This window comes from Tolypothrix bouteillei VB521301 (genome assembly GCF_000760695.4).
GTDB classification, from domain to species: Bacteria; Cyanobacteriota; Cyanobacteriia; order Cyanobacteriales; family Nostocaceae; genus Scytonema; species Scytonema bouteillei_A.
Genome location: NZ_JHEG04000001.1, coordinates 1,036,976 through 1,062,579 on the forward strand (window position 1 = coordinate 1,036,976; position 25,604 = coordinate 1,062,579).

The window sequence follows — 25,604 nt, forward strand, 5'->3', positions numbered from 1 at the left end:
GTATAATGCCGATCGCTAGTCATCAGTCACTGGTAATGGAAACCTTTCTCCAGCCAGATAGGCATCAAAGTGCTTTTGAAAGTAAAGCCAAGAAGTCATATCTTCCCCATCCATAAAAGCTTTGGGCGCATTCCTATACAAAGGAACGCGTTCATCAATTTCATTTTGAAGCAACTGTGGCAATCCTCTAAAGCCATCCACTTTGCTGCCATACGCACTATAAATAAGATGACCGGGGCTAGCACCCATCTTCATCCAAGGAAGCCACTGACCAATTCTATCCCAACTTAGCCTCAGTTCGGTAACAGATGCAACTTCGGGATTTAATAAATCTACAGTTGGCACTGTTAATTTAAACAACTCCGCTGCTTGATAGGTTGTATACGGACTATAAGCTGCAAATTTAGGGGTTCCTCCTAGTGGGTTGGGGTAGACAGGAAAAATATCAAACACGAAAGTTGTACGGTCTCCCTCAACAGGTGCGGGAAACTTACCTTTGAAATGACCTTGCACTGGATTATTGGCAACATGCATGACCGAAATAGTTTCACCTGTCCAGGGATTATCCCATTTATGCAAAACTTCACCAGTTTCTGGATTAAGGTAATAAGTTAATTCGCGAGAGGTAAAATCCCAACTACCTTCTCCTGTGGGTATGCATCTACTGACACTCATACCCACCATTTTAAATAAAAGTTTTTTCTTCTCTCCTGGAATGAAGGCATAAATGTTTCCCTTCCAAGTAAGAAAGGTAGATTCATTGGGATTGAGAGATGAACGAGTTTTTACCCAGTGCTGGGCATCAAATTCTTTGATTTCAGCAACCATTTATTAACCCGCGAAAAGACGGCTAGTCCTATAATTCTACACCTTAACAAACCAGCGTTGTCGATACATAACGCAAGCAACTCCCAACCATAACAGAACAGTCACAATAGCAAACAAAAAAGAACCATTGACTGTACCTGTCCAAGAGACAAAAAGATTTTGATAAATCCACTCGTAAGTGCTTAGCGCCTTCTCTCCATCACCAATTTTGGTTTTTACTAAGATTTTAATTAACAGTATAGAAGCAACAAAGATGGAAATAGCGTTTAATCCCATCACTTCAAAAGGTCTGCTCCAACGCCGTATCCGTCGCACTTCAATCAATTCGTAACAAGCTGCAAGTAATAATAACGCCCAACCACTAGTAAAAATTACGTAGGAACTAGTCCACAGCTTTTTATTGAGAGGAAATGCTAAATCCCAAATTCCACCTACAACCAGGCAGATCAATCCAAACAGAACTAAATCCATACTGGTTTCAGAATAAATGTCTTTTTTATTTCGTATCCATTGCCCGGTAAAGTAACCGATAAGGACACTAACAACGGCAGGTATCGTGCTGAAAAGACCCTCTGGATCGCCTAAGTTATTAAAACCATCACCTTTATATAAATGTGCTGCAGGAATGATTAAACGATCTATGTAAGCGCTGAAATTCCCGTCGCGTGTTAGCACTCCAGCTCCATAACCGGGAACGGGGACGTACATCATTGTCAACCAGTAGCCAACAAGTAAAACTCCAGCTAGTATCCACTGTCCTCTACGAGGTAAATTGAGGACAGCAACAGAGGCAAGTAGGTACGATAAACTGATACGTTGCAGCACTCCCATGATACGGATAGTACTGAAATCAAATGTCCAAACCCCTTTATTCCAAAAGCCGTTCAGGAACAATCCTAAAGCGAACAAAATAGCAGCACGACGCAAAATACGCCCGTAAACAGATGCATTTGGTTTATTTTTCTCAGTGTACTTTGACAAAGAGAAAGCCATTGCCACACCAACAATAAACAAAAAGAAAGGAAAGACCAGATCTGTTGGGGTGCAACCATGCCACTGAGCGTGGAGTAACGGTGCGTAAACATTAGGTTCGGCAAGGCTTGCCATGTTGACAAGTATCATGCCAGCAATAGTGATGCCCCGAAAAACATCAAGAGACGTCAAACGCATAGACAGAATATGGCAAAAGATATTCTAAACTACTCTGCCTCCTATGACTAATCAAGACTAATTAAATAGATTGACAACAAAAAACAAAACTATGTAACGAAGTGTAAAATTACTATATTGGATTCCTAGTTGAGTTTTAACGCTAAAGCCCAACTAGAAACCAGTTATAAGTGTCTGCGCCAACTGACCGAATTCTAATTTTAAATTCCAACTACCTATGCCAATTCAAGTAGGCGACACCGCCCCCGACTTTACGTTACCTTCTCAAAACGGTACAGCCGTCAGCCTTAGAGATTTTCGTGGCAAAAAAGCTGTTGTCTTGTATTTTTATCCTAAAGATGACACGCCAGGATGCACAGCTGAATCCTGTGCTTTTCGCGACCAGTATGAAGTTTTTCAAAATGCAGGTGCAGAGGTTGTTGGCGTGAGCGGTGACTCACCCGAATCTCACCAAAAATTTGCTGCAAAATATCAACTACCCTTTACCCTCCTAAGCGATAAAGGTGACCAAACTCGCAAGTCTTACGGTGCAACCGCAGCTTTTGGTTTATTTCCAGGTCGCGTGACTTACGTCATTGACAAAGAAGGAATCGTACAATATGTTTTCGACTCCATGTTTAATTTTACTGGACATGTCGAAGAAGCACTGAAAACACTGCAAAGAATTGCAGTTTAGTGAGTAATGAGTGGTGAGTTGTTTCTACTAACCACTCACCACTCATTACTCACTACTTCTGATAAGATTTTTCAGAAATAACAACGTGGGCTGTTTTGCCGTTTTTACCGTTTGTATGACCGTTTGTATGACCGTTATTATTGCGCGGTTGGATCACTCCGAAACCACCATGATTGCGTTCGTAAACAACGTTGATCTCTCCAGTATCTGCATTACGGAACATATAAAAATCGTGACCCACTGATTGCAGTTGATCTAAAGCTTCTGCAACAGTCATAGGTGGCATAGAAAAATATTTACACCGCACTACTTCTTCTGGTAGTTCGGGAGTGCGATCGCCTATTAAATCTTTTACAACAGTTTCTTGAATCACTCCATCAATAGTCGTTTGAGCATGGGTTTTCTTTTCGTGACGTCGTTCTTTGTATTTACGCAGTTGACGAGCTATTTTATCAGCTACTAAATCTATGCTAGCGTACAAGTTCTCGCTGTTTTCCTCTGCACGGATGACATTACCATTTGCGTAAATAGTGACTTCAGCCGATTGCTTTGGACTAATTCTTGGGTTGCGAGCCACGCTTAAATGCACATCCACTTCGTTTGTGATGTTTTGAAAATGATTTACCGCCTTTTCAATCTTTTGATGCACGTAATCCCTAATCGCTTCGGTAATTTCAATATTTTTGCCGTGGATGACAAGCTTCATGTAAACTCTCCCGCTCAATGCTGTATGTAAATATTGGTTTGGATGAAAAGGAATTGCGGTAAGGTCTAACACTGTCGCCAAAACAAGTAGTACTGGTTTGACACCTACCCGATGCCAACTGAAGACGAATTTTCAGAAATTTCCTAGCTCAAAATCACCTACAACACTTCCCCGTATTTCCAACTGATTGAAAGGCAATTGGAATTGGTGCAGACATCGTAGATTGAGCTTCTTCAGTGGCTGATTGCCTTTTAAGAAAAAAACGGTTTTTACAGCTTTCTTCTATTTTATGCTGTCCATCGCTTAGGCGTCATCACCCGTGTTCATTCTTAACTATATGTTTTGGCGTGACGGTTACTACAGAGAATTCCTCCCAACACCATTGAGGTTAATATATCAAAACTAGCATCTTGTATTCTGGAAAACCAATTCCCGTGATTTTCCTTTAAAATCCTTTGCATAGCTTGACAATTTTTGCAATCTAATTGGTAATATGCAATACATTTTATTTTCCCAGTACTTGATTTTTTAGGTGAGCCGTAGTATGTTTTCGCGACAACGCCGATGTTTATTATATAACCAAGAAGTAATGCCTTACATAGAAGTACTGAGATGGCAGCGTCAACTGCAAATGGAACGCATTAACAACTTTGATTTAGATGACGTGCTGATATTACTGGAACACCCACCCGTTTATACTTTAGGGCAAGGAGCAAATCCTGAATTCCTGAAGTTCGACCCGATCGCGAGCCAATATGAAGTTCATCGAGTTGAAAGAGGTGGTGAAGTGACCTACCACTGTCCCGGACAACTGGTTGGGTATCCAATTTTAAATTTGCATTATTATTGTAAAGACCTTCACTGGTATCTGCGACAACTAGAAGAAGTAATAATAATTACATTAGAAGCCTACGGGTTGGCAGGGGAACGCAGTCCGGGATTGACTGGAGTGTGGCTTGAAGGACGAAAAGTAGCAGCGATCGGCATTAAAGTCAGCCGTTGGATTACCATGCACGGTTTTTCATTAAATGTTTGTCCCGATTTAACAGGATTTCAGCGTATTGTCCCCTGTGGTATTGCTGATAAACCTGTGGGGAGCCTAGCCCAATGGCTTCCCAATATAACTTGTTCTGAGGTGCGCTCTCAAGTGGCAAAGAATTTCGCCAATGTCTTTAATGTTGAGATGATAGATGTACAATAGATAAAACAGTCCTAAATAAAATATAAGAATAAGAGTGAAGACTGCTAATAGCTAATTGCTTTTTGACCATTAGCTATTAGCCATTAGCTATTAGCAATCCAAATTTTTGCAAATGATTTAGGATTGCTATACATTATTATATATAGATAAACAGTGCAAAAGCCCATTTTTAAACCTTTATCAAAAAAATTATTTTTGCAAAACGAAAGGATAGTTACCCAAAAATTTGTGTCTCCTAGTTCAGATACCAGTTTTCATCATGCCAATCTAGGATTACACGCCTCACCATTGATTGCTCTCAAAAAACGTGACTGGAAAGCTCTTAGAGATCTCTTTCATAGAGAAGATATTGATGAAATTGAGGCCGAGATTAATAAAACATTGCTGTTTCTCATCCCAGAACCTTGTTGGGAAGACGATCCGTTTGATTTTCTTCGCGAGTACCTTTGAAGAACGGCAGAAGGTAATTGGAAGCTTTGCTCTTGAATGTAGTATTAAGCTACAATGTAACTCCGTCTTTCCAAATCGTACTGATTATCAGTACGATTTCTAAGGAGAACGAGCGATCGTTTAATTTTCGTAGTTCCCATGAGTTACAGAGTATCAAAATCCAGGGTCATCACAGAAATTAAAGAGTGTCTGGTTCTAGCAATTCCCTTAGCTGGAGCCCAGCTATCTCAAGGAGCGACAACGTTTGTCGATACGGTTATGATGGGCAGTCTGGGAAGCCAAATTATTGCAGCAGGGGCATTGGGAGCATCTATATTTCACATATTAATGTATATCGGTTCTGGAATTGTTTCCTCAGTGAGCCCGCTTGTTGCAGAAGCCTACGGAGCCGGACGAGCAGAGCAAGTGAGTCGGGTAGTACGACAAGGTTTGTTGCTATCACTCATCTTAGCTGTTCCAACAACAATGCTCATCTGGAATGGTGGAACTTTACTGCTCCTGTTCGGACAAGAACCTAAAACTGTTGCATTAGCAGAAGAGTATTTGAAGGCGATCGCATGGGGTTATCTTCCTGGGCTGGGCTTTGCCGTGCTGAGAAGTTTTGTCTCAGCCCTATCAAAACCCCGTCCCGTGATTGCGATCGTTATATGTGGTACGTCGATCAATATTGTAGGAAACTATATTTTAATGTTTGGTAAATATGGATTTCCTGCCTTAGGTTTAGCTGGAATTGGTTATGCAAGTGCCTTTTCCTTTTGGGCAATGTTTGCTGCTTTGGCAGTGTACATCCTCAACCACCCTCAACTGCGAATCTACCATGCCTTTTCTAAAGTGCATCAATTTGAAAGCAAAGTCTTTTGGGAATTGGTGCGAGTCGGTATACCCATCGGGGTATTGGCTGGAGTGGAAGGAGGATTTTTCACTTGCGTCACTTTTTTGATGGGACAATTGGGAACAGTGACACTAGCAGCCCATCAAATTGCTTTTCAGACAGCAATTCTTACCTTTATGATTCCACTTGGACTTTCAATAGCAACAACTGTGAGAGTTGGGCAACTCGTGGGTCAAGAAAATTCTCAAGGGGCGCGACTCGCAGGATTTGTGGGTATTGGTATGGCTGCAGCATTTATGGCAGTTATGGGCATATTGTTCTGGGTAGTGCCAGAGAGAATCGTAGCGCTTTATATTGACACCACTGATTCTAAGAATGCAGCTGTTGTCAGTTTGGCAAAGCAACTTTTGGGAGTAGCAGCAATGTTCCAAATTGCAGATGGCATTCAAGTAGCTGCGGCTGGTGCGCTCCGAGGATTAAAGGACACTCGGATTCCCCTTCTGATAGGTGCTTTGGCTTATTGGGGTATTGGCTTAACTTGCGGTTACACACTTGGGTTGTTGTTGGGATTTGGTGGCGTTGGCTTGTGGTGGGGATTTGTCATTGGTCTTGCTTCAGCAGCAATCATTTTAACGTGGCGGTTTAGCACGATTGAGATACAGCAGCAAATTAAAATCGGTCAATTTATCAATTAGGAAAGAATATGTAAAAAAATACCCAACAATCGTTCTACTGGTTCAATTGGTATTTCTATTAAATCAATGAACAAAGTTTGATGTTGTAACCGCAAAAATTTCCACAATATGCCAGTTGTAACACAACCGTAAATAGCAGCCACTGGAGAATTTTCTCTCTCATTAAATATCTGTGCTGCTAACATTTCAGCACCACATTGACCTAAGCCAAGATTAATATTCTCGTTTTTGGCTTCAACTATTGTCATGACTGGTGCGCTAATATAATATTGCTCTGGACTCCGCGTAATTAAGAAATCTGGAGAACCATTTAAGCCGCGTGATGAATCGACTGTAAAGTCATTCCCAGAAAATAGTCCAATTTGAGAATTTAATTTTCGTTTGACTTCCAGCAATACCGGAGCAATAATGAGTTCCGCACGAGCTTTTTCGCTGTTAATTGCTGTGGCCAAAGGTAACGTCTCCTGCAACGTCATAGATAATAACTCAGTAGACGATACCAACTCTATGTTTGGGAACAGTCTGGTCTTTTCTTCTAACGTTAAGTTAAATTCTTCAACAAGTTGCCTGAGAGTAATTTGACTGTAAGGCATAAATTAACACTTAAGGGAGCAAAAAATAAATTATCCCATTTTGTGGGATGGAGAGCAGCACTGAGGGTTACCCCTTACCCTGGTATGTTAACTCCACTTTGTCGCAGTTTTCCCATATATAAAAGTTGTTTAAAATTCTCTGCCTTAAGGTTGGTTGCACTCAAAACTGGGGAAAGAGTTATATTTCTGACTTGCTTTCTAATATCTGGGAAGAAACACTCCTAGTCAAAGTTACAGTTATGGAAACGTATGATGTAGTTATTATCGGTGCAGGGCATAATGGTTTGGTCTGTGCCGCATACTTACTTAAAGCTGGTTACAGCGTTTTGCTTTTAGAAGCTCGTTCTATTCCCGGTGGCGGTTCCACAACTGAAGAACTTTTAGCCAAAGAAGCGCCCGGCTTTAAATTCAACCCTTGCGCTATCGACCACTTATTTATTTTCCTCGGACCAGTTATCCAAGAATTAGAACTACATAAATACGGTTTGGAATACCTTTGGTGTGACCCGGTTGTTTTTTGTCCCCATCCAGATGGCAAGTATTTCTTGGCCCACAAATCAGTTGAAAAGACTTGTGCGGAAATTGCCCGTTGGAGCGATCGCGATGCCAAGAAATATAGCGAATATGTCAATTATTGGCAACGATTCATTAGTACCGTCACGCCCTACTTCAATGCACCACCCAAATCTATAGTTGACCTTTTGGGAAATTACGACTTGAAAAAACTGCAAGACTTGTTTTCTCTCTTAGGAGGTCCCAATGAAACGCTAGATTTGCTTCGTACAATGCTTTCTAGCCCCCAAGACAATATTAATGAGTATTTTGATTCCGAATTTCTCAAAGCACCTCTTGCCCGACTATCTGCCGAACTGAGTTCACCCCCTTCCCAAAAAGCAATGTCCTTCGGAGCGATGATGATGGTCATGCGTCACCATCCAGGTCAAGCACGACCCCGTGGCGGTACCGGGGCATTAACAGAGGCTTTAGTAAATTTAGTCAAAAGTCAAGGTGGTGTTATCCTCACCGACCAAAGAGTGGAAAAAGTTTTAGTTGATAACGGTCAAGCAGTTGGTGTCAGAGTCGCAGGTGGCAAAGAATACCGAGCCAATAAAGGAGTGATCTCAAATATTGATGCCAAACGCTTGTTTTTACAACATATAGAAGCTAGCGATGTAGATAGCGCCGACCCAAATTTACGAGAAAGACTAGCTCGCCGGATTGTTGACAACAACGAAAGCATCCTCAAAATTGACTTGGCTTTAAATGAACCACTGCGATTTGAACGTCACGAACACAGGGATGAGTATTTAATCGGCTCTATCTTAATTGCAGATTCTGTAAACCATGTTGAGAAAGCTCATAGTGATTGTACCCAAGGAAAGATTCCCGATGAAGACCCATCCATGTATTTAGTCATGCCCACCGGACGCGATCCATCAATGGCACCTCCAGGAAAGCATACAGCATGGATTGAGTTTTTTGCTCCTTATCAAATTTCAGGTGCAGAAGGCACGGGGTTAAAGGGTACTGGTTGGACTGATGAACTGAAAAATAAAGTTGCTGACAGGGTCATTGAAAAACTAGCAGAGTATTCCCCCAATCTCAAACATTCCATTATTGCCCGTCATGTGGAAAGCCCTGCCGATCTCTCACAACGCTTGGGATTTTACAAAGGAAATTATTACCACCTAGACATGACTTTGGAACAAATGTTGTGTTTCCGACCTCTGCCAGAAATAGCAAATTATAAGACTCCAATTGAGAATTTATATCTAACTGGAGCAGGAACCCATCCAGGTGGTTCTATTTCAGGATTACCGGGGCGTAACTGTGCGCGTATTTTCTTGCACGACCGACATCCAATAGCACAAACATTGAAAGATGCAGGAGAATCGATAAAATCTACTATGGCATCTGTCTTTAGTCGAGAATAGGAGAGATAACGGATGAGAGGAAATTTTTTCTTCTCTCCCTTATTCCGTATAGCTCATACTCAATACCGATGACAAAGATAGCGAAAGGTTGATGTAATGAAAATGCTGTGGATAATACTGGAGCAATGACAGATCGGGTTTTGATTCTTGGAGGACGCGGACGGATTGGCAGTAGCGTTGCTCGAGATATTCTCACTCATACACAGGCAGAAGTTACTATTACTGGACGTACCCCAGATAATGAAAGCCCCAATCCGCGAGTTCATTATTTGGTTTTAGATTTGGCAGATGTGGATAGACTTAGGAAGGCGATCGCATCTTCTAATATAGTTATCCACTGTGCGGGTCCGTTTCATTATAGAGACGCTAACGTTCTTAAAATTTGTATTGAAGAAGGCGTTGACTACGCTGATGTTAGCGATCACCGTTCTTTCACCAAAAAAGCTCTAGAGTACCATGATGCAGCTGTCAAAGCGGGAGTGACAGCAATAATTAATACAGGCATCTTCCCCGGAATTTCTAACAGCATGGTACGTCAGGGCGTTGAACAATTAGAGAAGCCAGAAAAAATTCATTTAAGTTACTTAGTCTCTGGTTCCGGTGGTGCTGGAATCACCGTAATGCGAACAACCTTTTTGGGCTTGCAAAAACCTTTTGAAGCTTGGATCGATGGTGATTGGAAGTTAGTCGAACCTTACAGCGATCGCGAAAACATTGATTTTCCAAAACCATACGGTCGTAGTGGAATTTATTGGTTTGATATGCCAGAAACCTATACACTGCCTCATGCTTATCCATCTGTCAAAACCGTTATCACCAAATTTGGCTCCGTTCCTGATTTTTACAATCACATGACATGGATAGCTGCTCATATTTTTCCCAAATGGGTCATGCAGCAGCGAAGTGCAATTGAATTTTTAGCTCATGTCAGTCACTTTATGACGGATGTCACGAATCGCTTTAGCGGTATCGGTGTAGCAGTTCGGTCAGAAATTACCGGGCAAAGAGATGGAAAAGACGCTGTTTTTTGCTCTACTCTAGTACATGAAAACACAGCAGTTGCTTCTGGTTTTGGTACGGGTAGTATTGCTCAAATGCTATTGGATGGGAAACTAAAAAAACCCGGTGTTACACCAGTAGAAGAAGCATTACCAACTAAACTATTTGAACAAGCCATGCAAAGCCGAGACGTCAAAATTCATCATGAATGGTTGCGCTCCTAAATAAAGTTTGAATTTACAGCAGGTTACACGCTAGGTTTTTTAGTCTCCAACTATCAAGCTAAAATCCAAAATAAAATAACCTTTCTTTTGGTAGAAGTCAAAGTAGCATTCAGACACGTAATATTCGTGTGTGTATTAGAGTGTGTATAAATAATTATGCATACACTCAGAAAATTCAAACCTACAACATACAATTAGGAGGCAATTATATGCAAAGATTTTTAGCTATCTTCAATAAAGCATTACGTCAAAGCATTGTTGTTTTAGGGTTGATGCTTCTTATCAGCGCATCGGGTTTATTTTTTTTTACTCAGCAGCCTAGCTATGCCATAACATCTCGTGCCAATCAACTCACACCAGAAGAAAAAATTGACCGCGCATATGAATACAGCGAAGCAACTGGGCTGCGAGAAGAAGATCGACAAAAAGCTTACGAACAGGCTGTCGAAGACTCTAACAAGCCACAAACTGTAGAAAAGACTTACGAAAGAAATTTAAAAGCTGAAGAACAACAAAACCAGAATTCCAATCTCCTCGAACAAGCCAAAGAATTAGTCGATCGCGTTACAACCAAATAAACATCGCTTGGGGATAGGAGATTGGGAATTAATGATTTGTCGTCATTGATAATTCCTTCTCCCTCATCCCCTTATTCAAATTCCTTCACCGTAGCTGGGGGTGAGGCATTGCTATTTTTGGGAGAAAGATTGCGCTCGTACCAATTCATCAGTGGAGTAGAACTAATGCCATGCACGAGCGCGGACACGACTATCGTAGTGTAAACAATCCAACCGATTTGCTCGCCAAGACCGTTTTTCAAACCATTCCCATATGCGTAGGCAAGATAGTATAAAGAGCCTACACCTCGAATACCAAACCAGCCAAGTAACCAACGAGTTCCTGGGTGCATACTTCTATAATGCCTGTGTCCTGATGGTTGACCAATTGTGCTTATCCATGCACCCACTGGTCGAATAACAAAGAACAGTAAAGCTATCACTAATAAAGATTGGGTAGCATAAGTTAGCATTGGTTTAAATAACAAAATTGAACCCAAAATTAAAATAGTTCCAATTTCTAAAAGCTTTTCCAACCGTTCTACAAATTCCAATTGTGCAAGTGATTTTTCCGATTTTTTATAACTTCTTTGAAAAACTAAACCAGCAACAAATACTGCAAGAAAACCATAACCATTAACGAATTCTGTTAGTGAGTATGTCAGTAAAATTGTCCCCAAAGCAATAAAATCTTCCATTAATGAATCAGCAGGGCGTCGTCGCTGAATTTTTTTATCAATCCAAACTATAACTTTAGCGACGAGAATACCCATACCTATGCCAGCAGCGATCGCCCACACTAAATCAATAGCAACCCATTGTTTAAACCAGTTGTCCCAATTCTTATCTTTTAACGAATAAATTCCAAAATAAACAAAAGGAAAAGCAAGAGCATCATTTAAACCACCTTCTGATGTTAAACCAAAACGTAACTCATCTTGGTCATCGACATCAGTTAATTGCACCTCTGAAGCCAATACCGGGTCAGTTGGGGCAAGAATAGCTCCTAGTAAAATTGCCTCTCCCCAATCCAGACCTAGGAACATTTTTCCAACAACAGCAAGCCCAAAAATAGAAAATGGCATTAAAAATCCAATGAGCCGTACTGTAATATTCCAAGCCCCTATTTTTAGCGGACGGAGAATTTTTAATCCACAACTAAATACAGAGACAATAACAACAAATTCTGTTATTCTTTCTAACAATTCGGCATTGAAAACTCCTTCCCGGCGTAATTGAATGAGTTTAAAGCCATAAGGACCGAGAAGAATACCAACTAAAAGATAAATCAGAGCAAAAGAAAGAGGTAAGCGTGAAATCCAGCCAGATAGTAAGGTAACAACTAGCAACAATAGACCTATAATAAATAGATTGATAATATAAACATCTATCATAGAAACTTATATAAAAACTAGGGAGTTGCAATGAAAGTCTAATAGCAATCGCTTTTATTTCTTAATCACCTTGCGATAGATTTGTCATAAAGACTTTATACAACCTAAAAATAATGATACGTGTAGTTACTTATACTGATTCAGCTGGAATTGGAGGTGCGGAAATCAGCCTCAAACACCTAGTTACTAACGTGTCAGCAGATTTTCACGTAACTGCAATGGGTACCAGTCAGTTAGTCATTGATGCTATTGCAAGCAAGAATCCGCAAGTATCTCAAGTGGTATTACCTGCGAAAGGGATTCATTCTCTAACAGCACACCTTCAAGCACTGCATCGCTTGCAACCAGATATAGTACATATCAATATTTGTACTCCTTGGGAATGTGCCATTGGTCTTTTCGCCGCTTTAACATTGCCAAATGCTCGTGTCGTGCGTGTCGATCAACTGCCACTACGAACAACTGATGCAATTAAGCTATGGCGTACAAGGGCGCTATCACTGCGAGTTGACGCTCATGTGGCAGTGGGTGAAGCAAGTGCAAGACGCATGGAGGACTTTTATGCGTTGGGTCGTCGTACCGTAATTTCTATCCCTAATTGCGTTCCGGACATGATACAACAACCCAATCTCTCAAATAAAGAAGATGAGAGATTGGGGTTTTCGGGGCAAAAAATAGTTATTGGTTGCACGGGTCGGCTAGATGCGATGAAGGGTCACGATATCTTACTCAGAGCTATTGCTCAAATTGAAGGAGTTCGGGTAGTGATTCTAGGCGAAGGTGGACAACGTACAGATCTAGAAAAGCTTGCAGTGGATTTGGGAATAAGCGATCGCGTTGATTTGCCAGGATGGGTAGATAATCCTCGCGATTGGTTACTACAATTTGACATCTTTGCCATGCCCTCAAGATCTGAAGGTTTTCCACTAGCAATTGTTGAAGCAATGCTTGCAGCCCTTCCTGTAGTTGCAACGCGTGTGGGCAGTATTCCAGAAGCCGTCACCCATGGCGAAACCGGGTTACTTGTGGATCAAGATGATGTTGAAGGTCTTGCTGCTGCATTGCAGCATTTAAAAGAAGACTGCCAATTACGGTTGCGATTTGGTCGGCGGGGACAAGATATAGCACGGCGTCAGTTTACTGTTGAGCGCATGGTCAACAGTTATGAGCGTCTGTGGTGTGAGTTGATAGAAAAGCCCCAAGTTCCTCGATTGTATATTCCACAACCAAAAGAGTAAAGGCGCAATACCGCGCCCCTACTAACTATTAACCACTAACTACCACCGCACTTGTTTCCTACAAACACGAGAACTTAAAAACAAGACAATCAACAGCAACAAATAAGGCGAGATTGCTGATGACTCCGGAATTCTTTCGACCTTATCTCCTGGTGGGTAAATCACACTTGGAGTACAAGGAATCTCGATCGCTTGATTGGAGTCACCAGGTAAACCGCACCCACTAGGAGTTGTTGGCGGAACAGTATCCGGTGTTGTTGTTCCTACAGTTAAGGGTGGTTGACCAAAAGCGCGATCTCTATCTCCACCTCCACCACCTAAAGATAAAAGAAGCAGTAATAAAACAAGCCCGCCACCCCCAATTAACCAGCCTCTTAAGGAGTTACCAGAACCTTGTTGGACAACAGCACTGTCTGGAACTATATTTTCTGGGCTTGGACTTTCTGGAATTGTAGAAGGAACATCAACAGCGATCGCATCTGGGGATAAGAAAACTGGATTGAGCCCTACAAACACATCCGGAGAGAGACCCTCACCAGTCAGTTGGTCCAACTCTGAAGGAATTCCAATATTTGGGCGTCCAAATTGCGTACCTTCTGTATCAAATGGTATGGAGAGAACATTGAGAATGCTATCTTTCAGCAGCCGGCTATCGCTAGTGCTTAATGCTTGTTTTGCTATAGCAATTTTCTCCAAATAAAATTTGGTCATATCTTGCGGCAAATTTAAAGAATGAATTTGCTGCTCGATATTAGGGATTTTTGCCATTTCCTCATATAGCAAGCGTCCAAAAGAATACTTCAAGTTCAGCAATCCACTGCGAAGGTCAAGTGAGTCACCAGATCCCTGCAATGGTGTCCAATAAAAATTTTTAGTGACCAGTCCCAAACCCGAGACAGGAGCTTGTTTCACCGTCCCTCCCAGAAGATACCGATATCCATCTACTACTAGGGGGCTGTCATCTTGCCAAAATGAAGCATACGGCATTCGATCCAAATTGGGATTATTGTTGTAAAAGGCAGCAAATTTCCGGAGATTTTCTTCTCCTCCAGCGGCTTTTACCAATAGGTCTTGATAACTCGGTCCGTTTCTAGCCTCTAATAATTCTTCAATGACTGCTGCAGTTTTGTTACAGTTGAGACCGTACCCGATCGCACATCCGGGAATACCTCGCATTTGGCTCAATTTTTGCCCTGAAATCTGGTATTGAAGATAATTCGTTTCCAGTCCCCGTTGGACTCCATAGCGACCAAGATTTAACTGACCAAATGCTTCCTGAGTAGGAATGAGTACGGATGCAAAACAAGAAAATGTAATTGTAATTTTCTTCGCCAATGGCTTTAACAAGATCCACCTCCATCAACTAGGGTTTCTTCAAATCTCTATGCTCTAAAAACACTGGAGAAGAACTTAAGTTCTGGGGTTTGTCAAGGTTAATCGTAATGGCGGTCCCCTTCACATTTCCCTCATTAAGACGGTTGTAAAAAACGAACGCACGACTGGGTTGATTAAAGAGATAGCCCCGTTCTGAAGGTTTTATCTTCCCTTGCTTGATGAGTGTAATAAAGGTTTTGATGTATTCTCGTATGTCAAGTAAGTTCTTGGAAGTTGCGCTTGTGTGATTTTGGATGAGCATGAGAAAAAAATCCAAACTGCGGCTGTCTTGTTCCTCAATCATGCGATCGTTTTCTAAAAAAGAACTTGCTACAAGTTTTTTCTCAATCTGTTGAACCTTAAAAAGAGTGTAATAGCGCCCTGATTTTTGTGGATCGCTAACGTAACAGACCCAAGAACCATCTTGAGTCTGTATAAAACCTTGCTGTGCGAGGTAAGAAAGTAATGATTTACTTTTTTCACTTGCGGGCGGTAGTAATTCACGTACAGTATCAAAAGAACAAATCTTCTGTAGTGTTGTCTGTGTTCTTTGTTGGGGATTGGTTGGAGCCTGTTGTGCTGTTGCAAAGTGAGACAGACTCACACATGCAGACACAGACAGAAAAAACTTGCTAATCCAAGAAAGACTAACATTCATAGAACCCCCAAGGCAGAAACCCACGAGGATGTGACTGACTTAGGAAGGCACGTCCGTCCTTCAGGCGTGGGAGGAAGCCGAAGCACGCCAGATACTCCTTTTGGGGAGACCCCAAGACCGCACTGGCTCCCCTTTAGGGTCAGTCTCGCTTTTTTAAAATGCATATGAATATCCATCCTTTTTATGGATTGGTTGACAATATTTGTAACTAATAAGGTGTGGGTTGCTTACAACATTGGTGTGTGGGTGGCAATAGAGATCTGTGGCGAAGTCTTTCACGACGATCGCCATTTTGAGATAACCAAAAACACAAACCGCTATTCTAGAGTCATTTTCAGATGAATAACCGACCTTATGGGGTAGGCTTCCTCACCCGCCTTCTTTAGAATGTACGCACCTTCACTCTGACCAAAAGAACATGGTGTAGTTCAATGACTTGAAAACTGCTGTAACTATAGAAACGGGAATAGTACTTTTGCTCAAAACTAGAAAATTGGCGCTACATCAAATATTTAAGCTATATCAGCTCCAACAGCTGAGCTTTGCTGTGGGGAACTGACAATTATCAAAACTTATCCAACAAGTAGCTTGCTATAGCAGTTTTCATTTGAGTGAAGCACATATTTATTTGCATCCATCAGCGTACATCTGCGGTTCTTTAATGTTCGGTGTATTCCACTGACTCAAAAAGCACTATATTCTACCGCTAGCGAATTTTCTGGCGAACAAAATTTAGACCTCAATGCAGCCATAGAGATTTTTCCCTTTCCTTATTCAATACTTGAGCAAAGATGCTTGTGCGGACAACGTAATCTCTCTAGCCTAGCGTGCTCGCACCCGTTGTTGATGCCGTTTAACAGATTACTTGACCTTAGGTTTGGACAAATTGTATTGTCTTACCCTTTCCCCCTGATGATGCTTAACTAGCTCGAGCGATTGAGAACACATTTACAATGCTAGCACCCTCTTAAGTAAATTTTATTTTACTAGCTTTTAAGGCATCAATGATGCTGATTTGACCTCATGCGCTTTAGAGTCGAACAAGATAAAACAATATAGTAGTTCGTTAAATATTGCAAGTAGGTTTGCTAGTTTTTGATGATTAAATCGGGTAATCTTTTGGCAGTTCGGGAATAAGACTGAGACAATGAGAGTGCAGTCATAGCCATAAGTTACACCGCTCGTGAACTCTCAAAAAATCACTTCCGCAGCAACACAGTCTCGCAAAGCAGATCACATCCGTATTTGCCTGGAACAAGATGTTCAGTTTTATCAAACGACTCATGGATTGGAAAACTACCGCTTCACTCATTGTTGTTTACCAGAAATAGATATTGACGAAATTGAGATTGGAACAAAGTTTTTAGGCAAACAACTTGGTGCGCCCCTACTGATTTCTTCAATGACTGGAGGAACCGAACAGGCGGGAGTCATAAACCGTCGCCTTGCGGAGGTTGCCCAGCACTATAAATTCGCAATGGGCGTAGGTTCCCAACGAGTAGCGGTGGAAAAACCTCAAGTTGCTGAGACTTTTGCAGTTCGGAAATATGCTCCTGATATCCTGCTGTTAGCTAATTTGGGAGCAGTCCAACTCAACTACAATTACGGTTTGGATGAATGTAAAAAGATAATTGATATTTTAGAAGCTGATGCCTTGATTTTGCACCTCAACCCCTTACAGGAGTGCATCCAACCCAGAGGTGATAAAAATTTCAAAGGATTAATTGACAAAATCAATAAATTATGTGTTCAGTTGCCCGTACCGGTGATTGCAAAGGAAGTTGGGAACGGGATCTCAGATACCATGGCACAAAAGCTCCTTGCGGCTGGGGTCAAAGCAATTGATGTAGCGGGTGCTGGAGGAACTTCTTGGGCAAAAGTGGAAAGCGAACGGGCGGAAAATGCTTTACAGCGACGCCTGGGAAGTACGTTTGCCGATTGGGGTTTGCCTACTGCAGAATGTATTACCAGTATTCGTGCGATGGCACCTCATGTTCCTTTAATTGCTTCGGGAGGATTGCGTAATGGATTGGATGTAGCAAAAGCACTCGCTTTAGGGGCAGATATAGCAGGATTGGCTATGCCTTTCCTACAAGCAGCAGCTGCTTCTGACGCGCTTGTTCGAGAACTAGCAGACGTATTGATTGCTGAAATTATAACAGTGCTATTTTGTACTGGCAACGCTACACTAGATGAACTAAGGCGTTCCAAATGTTTACAACGCATAAAATCAGTCTAGAGAAGTGCTCGATGACAAACGACCAATGACCACTAACTAAAAATGCGTAATTTTCTCAAACAAACTTTTGCCAGCTTAGTAGGTAGCCTCTTGGGGTTATGTATCTTTTGCGGTCTGGGTACCACTGGGCTACTCTTGCTGCTCTTTGCAGCCGCCTCCTCTAAAGATGTTGGTCCTTTAGTAAAAGATAAGTCAATGCTAGTTTTTGACTTGTCTATGAACATTACTGATGGCGAACCCAGCACAAGCGAATTGCTGGAAAAAGCATTATCAGGTGAGGAAGTCAACAGAATGTCTCTTCGCAGCGTTCTGGATGCTCTGGAAAAAGCACGTCTTGACAAGCGAATTGTCGGTATTTACTTGGACGCCAGCCGTGCTTCGCAAGCAAGTGTTGCAGGTTTTGCTACCCTTAAAGAAATCCGCCAAGAACTGGAGAAATTCCGCACTGCAGGCAAAAAGATTATCGCCTATGGCTCGGATTGGGGAGAAAGGGAATATTACCTGAGTTCGGTGGCAGATAATATTGTGGTTAACCCTTTAGGAGCTATAGAAGTTAATGGTTTGAGTACACAACCCATGTTTTTTGCAGGAGCATTGCAAAAGTATGGTGTTGGCGTTCAAGTGGTTCGAGTTGGTAAGTTTAAGGGAGCAGTTGAACCTTATGTTTTGACAAAGCTCAGTCCGGAAAACCGCCAGCAACTTCAAACTTTATTAAATGATGTTTGGGCAGAGTGGCGAACAACCGTAGGGTCAAGTCGTAAAATAGCTCCTTCCCAATTGCAAAATATTGTTGACAATCAAGCGTTGTTACTAGCAGAGCAAGCTAAAGCCAATCGTTTGGTGGATAAGGTAGCTTATTTTGATGAAGTTGTTTCAGACTTGAAAAAGCTAACTGATAGCGATAAAGATGAAAAAACATTTCGCCAAATCAACATCAATGAGTATGCGGGAGTTCCTGGTAAATCTTTGGGTATAGAACGGGAATCGAAAAACAAAATCGCTGTTGTTTATGCTGAAGGTGAAATAGTCGAAGGTCAAGGTGAAAGTGGAGAAATAGGAGGCGATCGCTTTGCCAAAATCTTCCGTCAGTTGCGCCAAGATAAAAATGTTAAGGCTGTTGTGCTGCGAATTAACAGCCCTGGTGGAAGCGCTACCGCCTCTGAGGTGATGCAAAGAGAAGTGCGGTTGACTCATCAAGAAAAACCCGTAGTAGTATCTATGGGTGACATCGCTGCTTCTGGGGGCTATTGGATTGCTACTGACTCCAAACGGATCTTCGCAGAACCCAATACCATTACAGGTTCTATTGGTGTCTTTGGAGTGCTGATCAATGCTCAAAAATTGGCAAATGGTAATGGAATTACCTGGGATTCAGTCAAAACAGGGAAATACGCTGACGTTCAAACAGTAGCTCGTCCCAAATCTACAGAAGAACTGGCACTATACCAGCGCAATGTTAACCGCATTTACAGTGTATTTGTTAATAAAGTCGCACAAGGTCGGAAACTGTCAGAGCAAAAGGTGGTTGAAATTGCTCAAGGACGGGTTTGGTCGGGTGTTGCAGCAAAGAAAATAGGTTTGGTGGACGAGATTGGGGGTTTGGATGCTGCCATTAAATATGCTTCAACAGCAGCCGATTTGGGCAACAATTGGGAGGTCAAGGAGTATCCCCGATTGGGAACTCTTGAGGAGCGATTGTTTGGAAAAGCAGCACAAGAGACACGAGCGCTTTTGGGGATAAACAATATGAAACTGAAAGCCCCAGATCCATTGATGGCTGAATTTGAAAAACTTCAAAAAGAACTGGCGATCGTACAAAAGATGAACGATTCGTTGGGTATTTATGCTCGCCTACCCATTAACCTCTTGATTGAATGAGCATTAACACACCGATTTCCAATTGAGAGCAGTACATCCAAGGGGTAGCAACTGTTAGTTGATTGCTACCCACTTCTACCCATTGTTAGTCGTCTTTGGGAAGTGATAGCGCAGCTGCTTTAGTTTGGGCGCGTCCTGGTGGAATGGGATTGGACCATGAGAGAATGCCAGCGAGATACGCCTTTGAGAGTTCGATTCAAACCGATATTTAAGTTAGCTAGATATTATGGGGTCAAAACTACTGACAAAAACGGTAAGGGCGTGTAAAGTAGTTTTGATTGAATAACAATTTACCAAATTTTATGCAACTGCCTAAAGACATAAAAACTAAACGCCTTCTTCTTCTTGTGTTTTCTTGTAGTATAGCTGGTGTCATCGTAGGTGGTACTTCAGCTTGGGCAGAAACCAATATGTGCTTGCAAGCCAATACAGTCACTAGTGAATGTATAACTCAAGACCCAGGAATGAAAACTATAGAGGGAATGGCAACTGGGTTAATAGCTGGAGCAGGTGCAGCTGTTGGTGTAGCATGGCAGCACCGACACGAAAACTAAAAGTGACAAATATCAGCTTCCTAACTGAAGTTGATTATAAATATTATTTATAGATTGACAGATTTTATAAAACTCGAAAGGCGGGCACTGCTCGCCTTATCAAGCTTTCTGTGGAAATTGCTCATTTACTATGTATTATTAATACATATGGTCTACTTGCCTGCTTACGCGATCGCTGATGATTTCGTTATGTTTGGGTCAGTGGGACTTTTTTTGGAATGAATGATGAAAGTGTATTCTAATTTATTACTTAAACTGTCGCGACATTTATTTACCAATGCAGGGGAACAAGAAAAATTTATTGAAGCCTTAACTCATCCACAGCGTTTTAATCCTTGTATCCTTTGGTGCAAACAAAAGCCTGAAGTATCTCCTTTTGTTACTGAAATAGCAATGCCTTGGCAACCGAAATTTATAGACCGTTTATCTTTAGGAGAAAAACCCGGACAGAATTCTCTACACGAACAAGGGTATTTTTACTGTTTGGATTTTTCTTCTGTCTTTGCTGCTTCTGTATTGTTGGCAATCCCTCAACCTGTCAATCTTGTTTTTGATATGTGTGCTGCACCTGGAGGAAAAAGTGTTTTTGCTTGGAAAAGTTTGCAACCAAATTTATTGATTGGCAATGAAGTGATTGGCAAACGGTTGGGAATGTTGATTTCTAATCTGAAACGCTGTGAGGTGGAACCTTCTATTGTCGCTAGCAAAGATTCAAGTTTTTTTGCTGATACGATACCTTTATCGAGTCGTTTAGTGATAGTAGATGCTCCTTGTACCGGGCAGTCTTTACTTGCTAAAGGAGAAAAAGCACCCGGTTGTTTTCATCCAACTGCTATTAATAAAAGTGCTAACAGACAGAAAAGAATTATAGCAAATTCTGCACGTCTTGTTGCCCCTCAAGGGTATCTTGCTTATATGACTTGCACCTACTCCCCAGAAGAAAATGAGGAGGTTTGTGAATGGTTTTTACAAAGATTTTCTCAGTTTAAAGCTGTGGAAGCAAAACATTTAGAGGGATATCAGTCACATTTAACGGCTTTGCCTTGTTATCGGATGTTTCCTCAGAATGGTTTGGGTGCTGGTGCTTTTACGGTGTTGTTTCAGAATACGGAGGAAGGTGAGGAGAAGGTTTTGGATGTGGAGGTTTTGCCTGCAGTATGGAAGAACATGAGCCACAGAGGAGCAGAGGGCGCAGAGAAGTAAGGTGAGGAAAAGAAGGATTACTACTTGAGTTCGGGAGCATCCCAATTTGGCGCATTGCCCTCAGAATAGAATTCTAGGGCTATACCAACCAAGTCCCTCTTGGTTCTTGATTGAAGCCTGCGTAGGCAGGCTTTGTTTGTGTAGCCGCGATTTCCAATCGTCGGCGTTTTTTCACTCATTGGGATGCTCCCCTTTACTTCAGGCTTTTCAATCGTTTTTTCTGATAATTTCTAATTCGTAGCAGCCTGTTTGCTCATCAGGTGTTCTTAGAAAAGCATATTCTTCACTAATACCAATGACTATTTCGGCTGTTGTGTAGATGATGCATCCACAGTCAAGATGTCCGCCAATGGTTTTTCCTTGTCGGTCAGAGATAGCAATATGGAGATGCACTCCAGTTGTTGCTATTGTTCCGTTAAGAGAAAGAATTTCAAATTTGTCAGCTAAGAGGGTGCTGTTGTCTTGGTTGGCAAAGCGAATTTTGGCTTGTTTCAGACTGCCAATAGCAGTTACGATAAACCCTGCTTTAATGTTTTTTAGGCTGGCAAAATTCTTTAAACTTTGTTTTAAATCTTCATCTGGTTTTAACCGCAGAGGATATATTCTCATGGTCCTATAAATCTTTAGAATACCTTTATTAAATAAATCTTAAATATTCCAAGCATCGTCAGAAGTACTGTGTCATTGTGCAATTTATATCAAAATTATGGTAACGATTTTGAAAAATAACCTAGTGTATTTGCTGAGGCTATCAAGCACTTGATTACCATAAAATGTACTGAAGATAATATTTTTATACTTTCAGGATTCCTATTTATGCAAGGGTTACCGCTCCAGTGCAAAAATTTGCAGGAGCAAGTTGAGTGTATTTTACAACTTATACAGCAAGAGCCATTTTTACGTTCTTATAATGTAACATCGATACAAACTTCCCTAAATAAAGCAATTTCACCCAGGTTTGAAATTGTGTTTGCAGGAGCATTTAGTGCTGGTAAGTCCATGTTAATTAATGCCCTTCTGGAACGGGAACTGCTTTATAGCGCGGAGGGACACGCCACTGGAACTGAATGCAAAATTGAGTATGCGCCCAGCGATAAAGAACGAGTTGTTTTAACTTTTTTAAGTGAAGCGGAGATTAGAGAGCAAGCTGTTTTCTTATGCCAGCAACTGAAGTTCGCAACAGTCACAAATATCAATCAAGCAGAAGTTATTCAATTGCTTTGTCAAGGATGCAATACCATCATTCAACAAGAAGGTGGTGAGAGCAAGTCAGAACGGGCAAAGCAAGCAAAGGCTTTGATGTTACTCCTAGAAGGTTATGTGGCAAACCGCCAACACATACAAACGGTGAATAATGCCACTTATTCTATGGAACAATTTAATTTTAAAAATCTTAAAGAAGCAGCTGGGTATGCCCGTCGTGGTAGTAACAGTGCCGTGTTAAAACGCATTGAGTACTACTGCGATCATCCCCTCTTGCAAGATGGAAATATCATCATCGATACTCCTGGTATTGATGCACCAGTTGAGAAAGATTCGCATTTTACATATGCTAGAATTCGATCTTCTGATACTTCAGCGGTAATTTGTGTGTTAAAACCTGCATCGGCTGGTGATATGACCAAGGAAGAAACAGAACTGTTGGAAACAATACGCGAAAATCCTGGCATTCGCGATCGCGTTTTCTACGTGTTTAATCGTATTGATGAAACTTGGTATAATGCTCAACTGCGTCAACGTCTAGATGATTTAATGAGCGAGCAATTCCAGGATACCAACAGAGTTTTTAAAACCAGTGGATTGCTGGGATTTTATGGCAGTCAAATTCAACAAACAAGCGAACGGGACAGGTTTGGATTGGATTCTGTCTTCACTGAAAGTTCTAGAGGATTGAATGGTAGGGAAGAAACGCCACAATTTGTGAATGAATTCCTGCGCTATTGCGCTAACTCTGGGAAACTTTCGTCCAGTCAGTTTCGGATTTCTGTTAATAGCTTTGAAACTCCCAATGAAAACTACATACGAATTGTTAAAGAACAAGGGTTGCCACTGATTCAGCAGCTGATTCAAGACAGTGGTATACGAGAGTTTAGAAATGCGATCGCTTGGTATTTAACTGAAGAAAAACGCCCTCAATTGTTTAAAAATCTGGCAAATGATTTGGAGGATGCGTGTATTCAACTTAAAAAACACTATCAGTCCATCCAAAGAGAGTTAGATAGCCAACCCCAAGAAATTGAGGCAATGAAGGCACAGGAGTTACAGCGGTTGAACCAGCAACTGCAAGAGGTTGGCAATGGCTTTCGCGCTTCAATCATCGAGGAAGTGAATCAAGTTATTACAAATGATAGTAATGCTTTCGAGACTGATTTTCGACAATTGCAATCTCGAATGATTCGCCGCTTGGATGAATTGCTAGATACTTTCTCTGTTGCAGATGCTTATCGGCACGCTACTCGCAATCATTCGCGAAATGCAACAGCACCTTTGATTGCTATTTTAGTAGAAGCACTATATTATCTAGCAAATCAGTTGGAAGATGTTTTGGTTGAGTCTTCTCAAGAAATTGTTGCCTCTTTTTTCCAAAGATTAAATGAGAAAACTCGCAAGTCAGAATCTTATCGTCAACTATATCGGCTGTTAGGAAATGATGGAGGAATTGAGCAGCAGTTGCAAGTTTTGGAAAGAGAGGTGACTCATGCTTTGGTAAGTGTGGCTAGAGTAGAATGCGATCGCTTTGTGCGGGAGAGCCCTAGATTTTATGATGAAGGCACTTTTTCTATATACCAGTTCCGTCAAACTTTGTTACAAACATCTCAAGCCTATGATTGTGAAAGTATAGTAGAAGCAGAACCAGCAATCAGACAGTTATTAAAGTTAGACTTTGAACCAAAAGTTTCTCAAACTATTCGCAAAACTTTCCGCCAAACTTTCAACCAAATTTTTAAAACTCACTTACTGCCCATGGCTGACAAGCAAGTTGAGGAAATTCTGCAGCAATATCCTAAGGCGCGTAATTATTTGGAGCAATCCCTAGAACGAGAAGCTGAGGAAAAAATTCTCTCAAACAAACATTTATTAGATGTTATTGGGCAAAAGATAGCAACCTATAATTCAGCTGTTACTTCCATCAATGAATGCCTGGAGGCGGTGGAATTATATGATTGTCTCTTACCTACTATTGAACAAATAGAATCAGAAAAAGTTGATATGAAGTTTTATAAAAATGGTTTATTGGAGTCAAATGGTGCAGTGAAATTAACAAAATTGTAAGCGTTAATACATCTAATACGCAGAAATATAATGTAAATTATACTATCTGTGTCCTTTGATTTATTCTCTTTCTTTGGCTTAAAAATAAAGTTCAAAGCCTGGAAAAATTTCTAATCCAAAAGGAAACATAAAGCTAGCTAAATGGAATGATAATAATGTCTTATTATCTCTAGTCTGGCTTTTTGGGATGTTTTAAGCTAATTGATGATTAATTGTCATCTTTACGTTTCAGTCATTTTATAATTTTCAAGCTTTAACAGCGATCGAGAATGTTACCAATTAAAAAGCAGGAGGGTCATCTGAGTATGCTAAACAACAAATTTAAACAATTGGAAGGAACAGAAGATATTATTTTTTTAGAAAATCAAATATTCAATCCCGTTCAGATTATCGATCGCATAATTGAAAATTTTGAACCGAAAGGTAACGATCTAAATTTGTCTTGCAAAAATTCCTTTCTAAAAAAATTCTTTAAGCAGAAAAATATGCAAGGCATTTTTAATCGAGTAGAGTGGAAGTTTGCACTCAGGCAAGGAATTAAATGCGAACTTTTCACTCCAGAAAATAATCGCAAGCAGAAAGGCAAGTTAGAGATCAAAGTCGTCATAGATTTTTCTCCTATGAAGAAACAGGAGTCTTGCGTGCTTGATGATGACGATGAATATAAGATTCTATCTATTGAAGATAAGAAAAGCTCGGAAAATTTAGAAATAAAAGTTTCAATAGATTTTCGCCCGGAGGAATCTGAGGTTGAAGAATCTTTTACAAACAATCAACCCCACCCATTGATTAATAATGTCTATTGGATAGTGAATGATTATAAGTAATCAGAATAAAGGAGGCGATCGAGGGACCGGGGCGACGAGAGAACAAAGAAAAATAAATCCTCGCGACCAATGACCAATTTCTACGACTGGTCATTGGTCGC

Annotated in this window: 23 protein-coding genes; 15 read left to right on the top strand and 8 right to left on the bottom strand. The window is 41.1% G+C overall.

Annotation, left to right across the window (positions count from 1 at the left end; all coding sequences use genetic code 11):
* Positions 1-15 precede the first annotated feature (15 nt).
* A complete protein-coding gene (locus HC643_RS03930) occupies positions 16-828 on the bottom strand; it encodes a DUF1838 domain-containing protein (RefSeq protein ID WP_038075494.1) in 813 nt (270 codons plus the stop codon).
* A 36-nt stretch (positions 829-864) separates the two neighbouring features.
* Positions 865-1,998: an acyltransferase family protein gene (locus tag HC643_RS03935; RefSeq protein ID WP_038075490.1), complete on the bottom strand. Its 1,134-nt coding sequence runs from the start codon at positions 1,996-1,998 to the stop codon at positions 865-867.
* A 217-nt stretch (positions 1,999-2,215) separates the two neighbouring features.
* Here HC643_RS03935 and HC643_RS03940 point away from each other — a divergent pair, with 217 nt between their 5' ends.
* Entirely contained in the window at positions 2,216-2,674 is a 459-nt protein-coding gene (locus HC643_RS03940) for a peroxiredoxin (protein ID WP_038075488.1), read from the top strand.
* Positions 2,675-2,726: 52 nt separating this feature from the next.
* Here the strand turns inward: HC643_RS03940 and hpf are convergent, their stop codons facing one another.
* A complete protein-coding gene (gene hpf, locus HC643_RS03945) occupies positions 2,727-3,380 on the bottom strand; it encodes a ribosome hibernation-promoting factor, HPF/YfiA family (RefSeq protein ID WP_038075648.1) in 654 nt (217 codons plus the stop codon).
* Between the two features lie 589 nt (positions 3,381-3,969).
* Here hpf and lipB point away from each other — a divergent pair.
* The 3 genes from lipB to HC643_RS03960 all read left to right on the top strand — a co-directional run bounded on the left by lipB (position 3,970) and on the right by HC643_RS03960 (position 6,558).
* Positions 3,970-4,581, top strand: a complete 612-nt coding sequence (gene lipB / locus HC643_RS03950) for a lipoyl(octanoyl) transferase LipB (protein WP_202048583.1) — start codon at positions 3,970-3,972, stop codon at positions 4,579-4,581.
* Positions 4,582-4,809: 228 nt separating this feature from the next.
* On the top strand, positions 4,810-5,031 hold the full coding sequence (locus HC643_RS03955) for a hypothetical protein (protein ID WP_167844574.1): 222 nt from the start codon (positions 4,810-4,812) through the stop codon (positions 5,029-5,031).
* Between the two features lie 138 nt (positions 5,032-5,169).
* Positions 5,170-6,558, top strand: coding sequence for an MATE family efflux transporter (locus HC643_RS03960; protein ID WP_038075482.1), 1,389 nt, complete (start codon positions 5,170-5,172; stop codon positions 6,556-6,558).
* On the opposite strand, the gene HC643_RS03965 is transcribed toward HC643_RS03960, so the two are convergent.
* Entirely contained in the window at positions 6,555-7,151 is a 597-nt protein-coding gene (locus tag HC643_RS03965; RefSeq protein WP_038075479.1) for a hypothetical protein, read from the bottom strand. The two genes, HC643_RS03960 and HC643_RS03965, sit on opposite strands and share 4 nt — an antisense overlap.
* A gap of 239 nt (positions 7,152-7,390) precedes the next feature.
* Here HC643_RS03965 and crtO point away from each other — a divergent pair, with 239 nt between their 5' ends.
* The 3 genes from crtO (at position 7,391) to HC643_RS03980 (ending at position 10,886) form a co-directional block, all read left to right on the top strand.
* Positions 7,391-9,085, top strand: coding sequence for a beta-carotene ketolase CrtO (crtO, locus tag HC643_RS03970; RefSeq protein WP_038075634.1), 1,695 nt, complete (start codon positions 7,391-7,393; stop codon positions 9,083-9,085).
* A 125-nt stretch (positions 9,086-9,210) separates the two neighbouring features.
* The gene (locus HC643_RS03975; protein ID WP_038075476.1) at positions 9,211-10,308 is read left to right on the top strand and encodes a saccharopine dehydrogenase family protein; all 1,098 of its coding nucleotides are present in this window, start codon (positions 9,211-9,213) and stop codon (positions 10,306-10,308) included.
* Between the two features lie 209 nt (positions 10,309-10,517).
* The gene (locus tag HC643_RS03980; protein WP_137986236.1) at positions 10,518-10,886 is read left to right on the top strand and encodes a hypothetical protein; all 369 of its coding nucleotides are present in this window, start codon (positions 10,518-10,520) and stop codon (positions 10,884-10,886) included.
* Between the two features lie 71 nt (positions 10,887-10,957).
* On the opposite strand, the gene HC643_RS03985 is transcribed toward HC643_RS03980, so the two are convergent.
* Positions 10,958-12,259: a cation:proton antiporter gene (locus HC643_RS03985; protein ID WP_038075470.1), complete on the bottom strand. Its 1,302-nt coding sequence runs from the start codon at positions 12,257-12,259 to the stop codon at positions 10,958-10,960.
* A 113-nt stretch (positions 12,260-12,372) separates the two neighbouring features.
* On the opposite strand from HC643_RS03985, the gene HC643_RS03990 reads away from it, so the two are divergent.
* The gene (locus HC643_RS03990) at positions 12,373-13,497 is read left to right on the top strand and encodes a glycosyltransferase (protein WP_237265828.1); all 1,125 of its coding nucleotides are present in this window, start codon (positions 12,373-12,375) and stop codon (positions 13,495-13,497) included.
* A gap of 39 nt (positions 13,498-13,536) precedes the next feature.
* Here the strand turns inward: HC643_RS03990 and HC643_RS03995 are convergent, their stop codons facing one another.
* Together HC643_RS03995 and HC643_RS04000 are read right to left on the bottom strand one after the other, a co-directional pair.
* Positions 13,537-14,844, bottom strand: a complete 1,308-nt coding sequence (locus HC643_RS03995; RefSeq protein ID WP_038075467.1) for a hypothetical protein — start codon at positions 14,842-14,844, stop codon at positions 13,537-13,539.
* A gap of 16 nt (positions 14,845-14,860) precedes the next feature.
* A complete protein-coding gene (locus tag HC643_RS04000; RefSeq protein ID WP_038075465.1) occupies positions 14,861-15,529 on the bottom strand; it encodes a hypothetical protein in 669 nt (222 codons plus the stop codon).
* A gap of 183 nt (positions 15,530-15,712) precedes the next feature.
* Between HC643_RS04000 and HC643_RS04005 the strand changes: the two genes are divergently transcribed.
* The 5 genes from HC643_RS04005 to HC643_RS04025 all read left to right on the top strand — a co-directional run bounded on the left by HC643_RS04005 (position 15,713) and on the right by HC643_RS04025 (position 21,403).
* Complete coding sequence (locus HC643_RS04005; protein WP_167844619.1) at positions 15,713-15,871, top strand: hypothetical protein; 159 nt, start codon at positions 15,713-15,715, stop codon at positions 15,869-15,871.
* 841 nt (positions 15,872-16,712) lie between these two features.
* Positions 16,713-17,768 carry a type 2 isopentenyl-diphosphate Delta-isomerase gene (gene fni / locus HC643_RS04010; RefSeq protein ID WP_038075462.1) on the top strand — a complete coding sequence of 352 codons (1,056 nt, stop codon included), beginning with the start codon at positions 16,713-16,715 and terminating at the stop codon, positions 17,766-17,768.
* A gap of 42 nt (positions 17,769-17,810) precedes the next feature.
* On the top strand, positions 17,811-19,646 hold the full coding sequence (gene sppA, locus HC643_RS04015; RefSeq protein ID WP_038075460.1) for a signal peptide peptidase SppA: 1,836 nt from the start codon (positions 17,811-17,813) through the stop codon (positions 19,644-19,646).
* 302 nt (positions 19,647-19,948) lie between these two features.
* Positions 19,949-20,200 (top strand): hypothetical protein, encoded by a 252-nt coding sequence (locus HC643_RS04020; RefSeq protein WP_038075458.1) that lies wholly within the window; start codon positions 19,949-19,951, stop codon positions 20,198-20,200.
* A 225-nt stretch (positions 20,201-20,425) separates the two neighbouring features.
* Positions 20,426-21,403: an RsmB/NOP family class I SAM-dependent RNA methyltransferase gene (locus HC643_RS04025; protein ID WP_038075454.1), complete on the top strand. Its 978-nt coding sequence runs from the start codon at positions 20,426-20,428 to the stop codon at positions 21,401-21,403.
* A gap of 207 nt (positions 21,404-21,610) precedes the next feature.
* Here the strand turns inward: HC643_RS04025 and HC643_RS04030 are convergent, their stop codons facing one another.
* Positions 21,611-22,012, bottom strand: a complete 402-nt coding sequence (locus HC643_RS04030) for a PPC domain-containing DNA-binding protein (protein WP_038075451.1) — start codon at positions 22,010-22,012, stop codon at positions 21,611-21,613.
* Between the two features lie 207 nt (positions 22,013-22,219).
* On the opposite strand from HC643_RS04030, the gene HC643_RS04035 reads away from it, so the two are divergent.
* Entirely contained in the window at positions 22,220-24,676 is a 2,457-nt protein-coding gene (locus tag HC643_RS04035; RefSeq protein WP_038075627.1) for a dynamin-like GTPase family protein, read from the top strand.
* Positions 24,677-24,981: 305 nt separating this feature from the next.
* Positions 24,982-25,503, top strand: a complete 522-nt coding sequence (locus tag HC643_RS04040; protein ID WP_038075624.1) for a KGK domain-containing protein — start codon at positions 24,982-24,984, stop codon at positions 25,501-25,503.
* Positions 25,504-25,604: the final 101 nt, after the last annotated feature.

Excerpts from the sequence above, each read along its gene's own strand:
- HC643_RS03930 (WP_038075494.1), bottom strand. The coding sequence starts at position 828 with ATGGTTGCTGAAATCAAAGAATTTGATGCCCAGCACTGGGTAAAAACT.
- HC643_RS03935 (WP_038075490.1), bottom strand. The coding sequence starts at position 1,998 with ATGCGTTTGACGTCTCTTGATGTTTTTCGGGGCATCACTATTGCTGGC.
- HC643_RS03940 (WP_038075488.1), top strand. The coding sequence starts at position 2,216 with ATGCCAATTCAAGTAGGCGACACCGCCCCCGACTTTACGTTACCTTCT.
- hpf (WP_038075648.1), bottom strand. The coding sequence starts at position 3,380 with ATGAAGCTTGTCATCCACGGCAAAAATATTGAAATTACCGAAGCGATT.
- lipB (WP_202048583.1), top strand. The coding sequence starts at position 3,970 with ATGCCTTACATAGAAGTACTGAGATGGCAGCGTCAACTGCAAATGGAA.
- HC643_RS03960 (WP_038075482.1), top strand. The coding sequence starts at position 5,170 with ATGAGTTACAGAGTATCAAAATCCAGGGTCATCACAGAAATTAAAGAG.
- HC643_RS03965 (WP_038075479.1), bottom strand. The coding sequence starts at position 7,151 with ATGCCTTACAGTCAAATTACTCTCAGGCAACTTGTTGAAGAATTTAAC.
- crtO (WP_038075634.1), top strand. The coding sequence starts at position 7,391 with ATGGAAACGTATGATGTAGTTATTATCGGTGCAGGGCATAATGGTTTG.
- HC643_RS03975 (WP_038075476.1), top strand. The coding sequence starts at position 9,211 with ATGACAGATCGGGTTTTGATTCTTGGAGGACGCGGACGGATTGGCAGT.
- HC643_RS03980 (WP_137986236.1), top strand. The coding sequence starts at position 10,518 with ATGCAAAGATTTTTAGCTATCTTCAATAAAGCATTACGTCAAAGCATT.
- HC643_RS03985 (WP_038075470.1), bottom strand. The coding sequence starts at position 12,259 with ATGATAGATGTTTATATTATCAATCTATTTATTATAGGTCTATTGTTG.
- HC643_RS03990 (WP_237265828.1), top strand. The coding sequence starts at position 12,373 with ATGATACGTGTAGTTACTTATACTGATTCAGCTGGAATTGGAGGTGCG.
- HC643_RS04000 (WP_038075465.1), bottom strand. The coding sequence starts at position 15,529 with ATGAATGTTAGTCTTTCTTGGATTAGCAAGTTTTTTCTGTCTGTGTCT.
- HC643_RS04005 (WP_167844619.1), top strand. The coding sequence starts at position 15,713 with ATGGATTGGTTGACAATATTTGTAACTAATAAGGTGTGGGTTGCTTAC.
- sppA (WP_038075460.1), top strand. The coding sequence starts at position 17,811 with ATGCGTAATTTTCTCAAACAAACTTTTGCCAGCTTAGTAGGTAGCCTC.
- HC643_RS04020 (WP_038075458.1), top strand. The coding sequence starts at position 19,949 with ATGCAACTGCCTAAAGACATAAAAACTAAACGCCTTCTTCTTCTTGTG.
- HC643_RS04025 (WP_038075454.1), top strand. The coding sequence starts at position 20,426 with ATGAAAGTGTATTCTAATTTATTACTTAAACTGTCGCGACATTTATTT.
- HC643_RS04030 (WP_038075451.1), bottom strand. The coding sequence starts at position 22,012 with ATGAGAATATATCCTCTGCGGTTAAAACCAGATGAAGATTTAAAACAA.
- HC643_RS04035 (WP_038075627.1), top strand. The coding sequence starts at position 22,220 with ATGCAAGGGTTACCGCTCCAGTGCAAAAATTTGCAGGAGCAAGTTGAG.
- HC643_RS04040 (WP_038075624.1), top strand. The coding sequence starts at position 24,982 with ATGCTAAACAACAAATTTAAACAATTGGAAGGAACAGAAGATATTATT.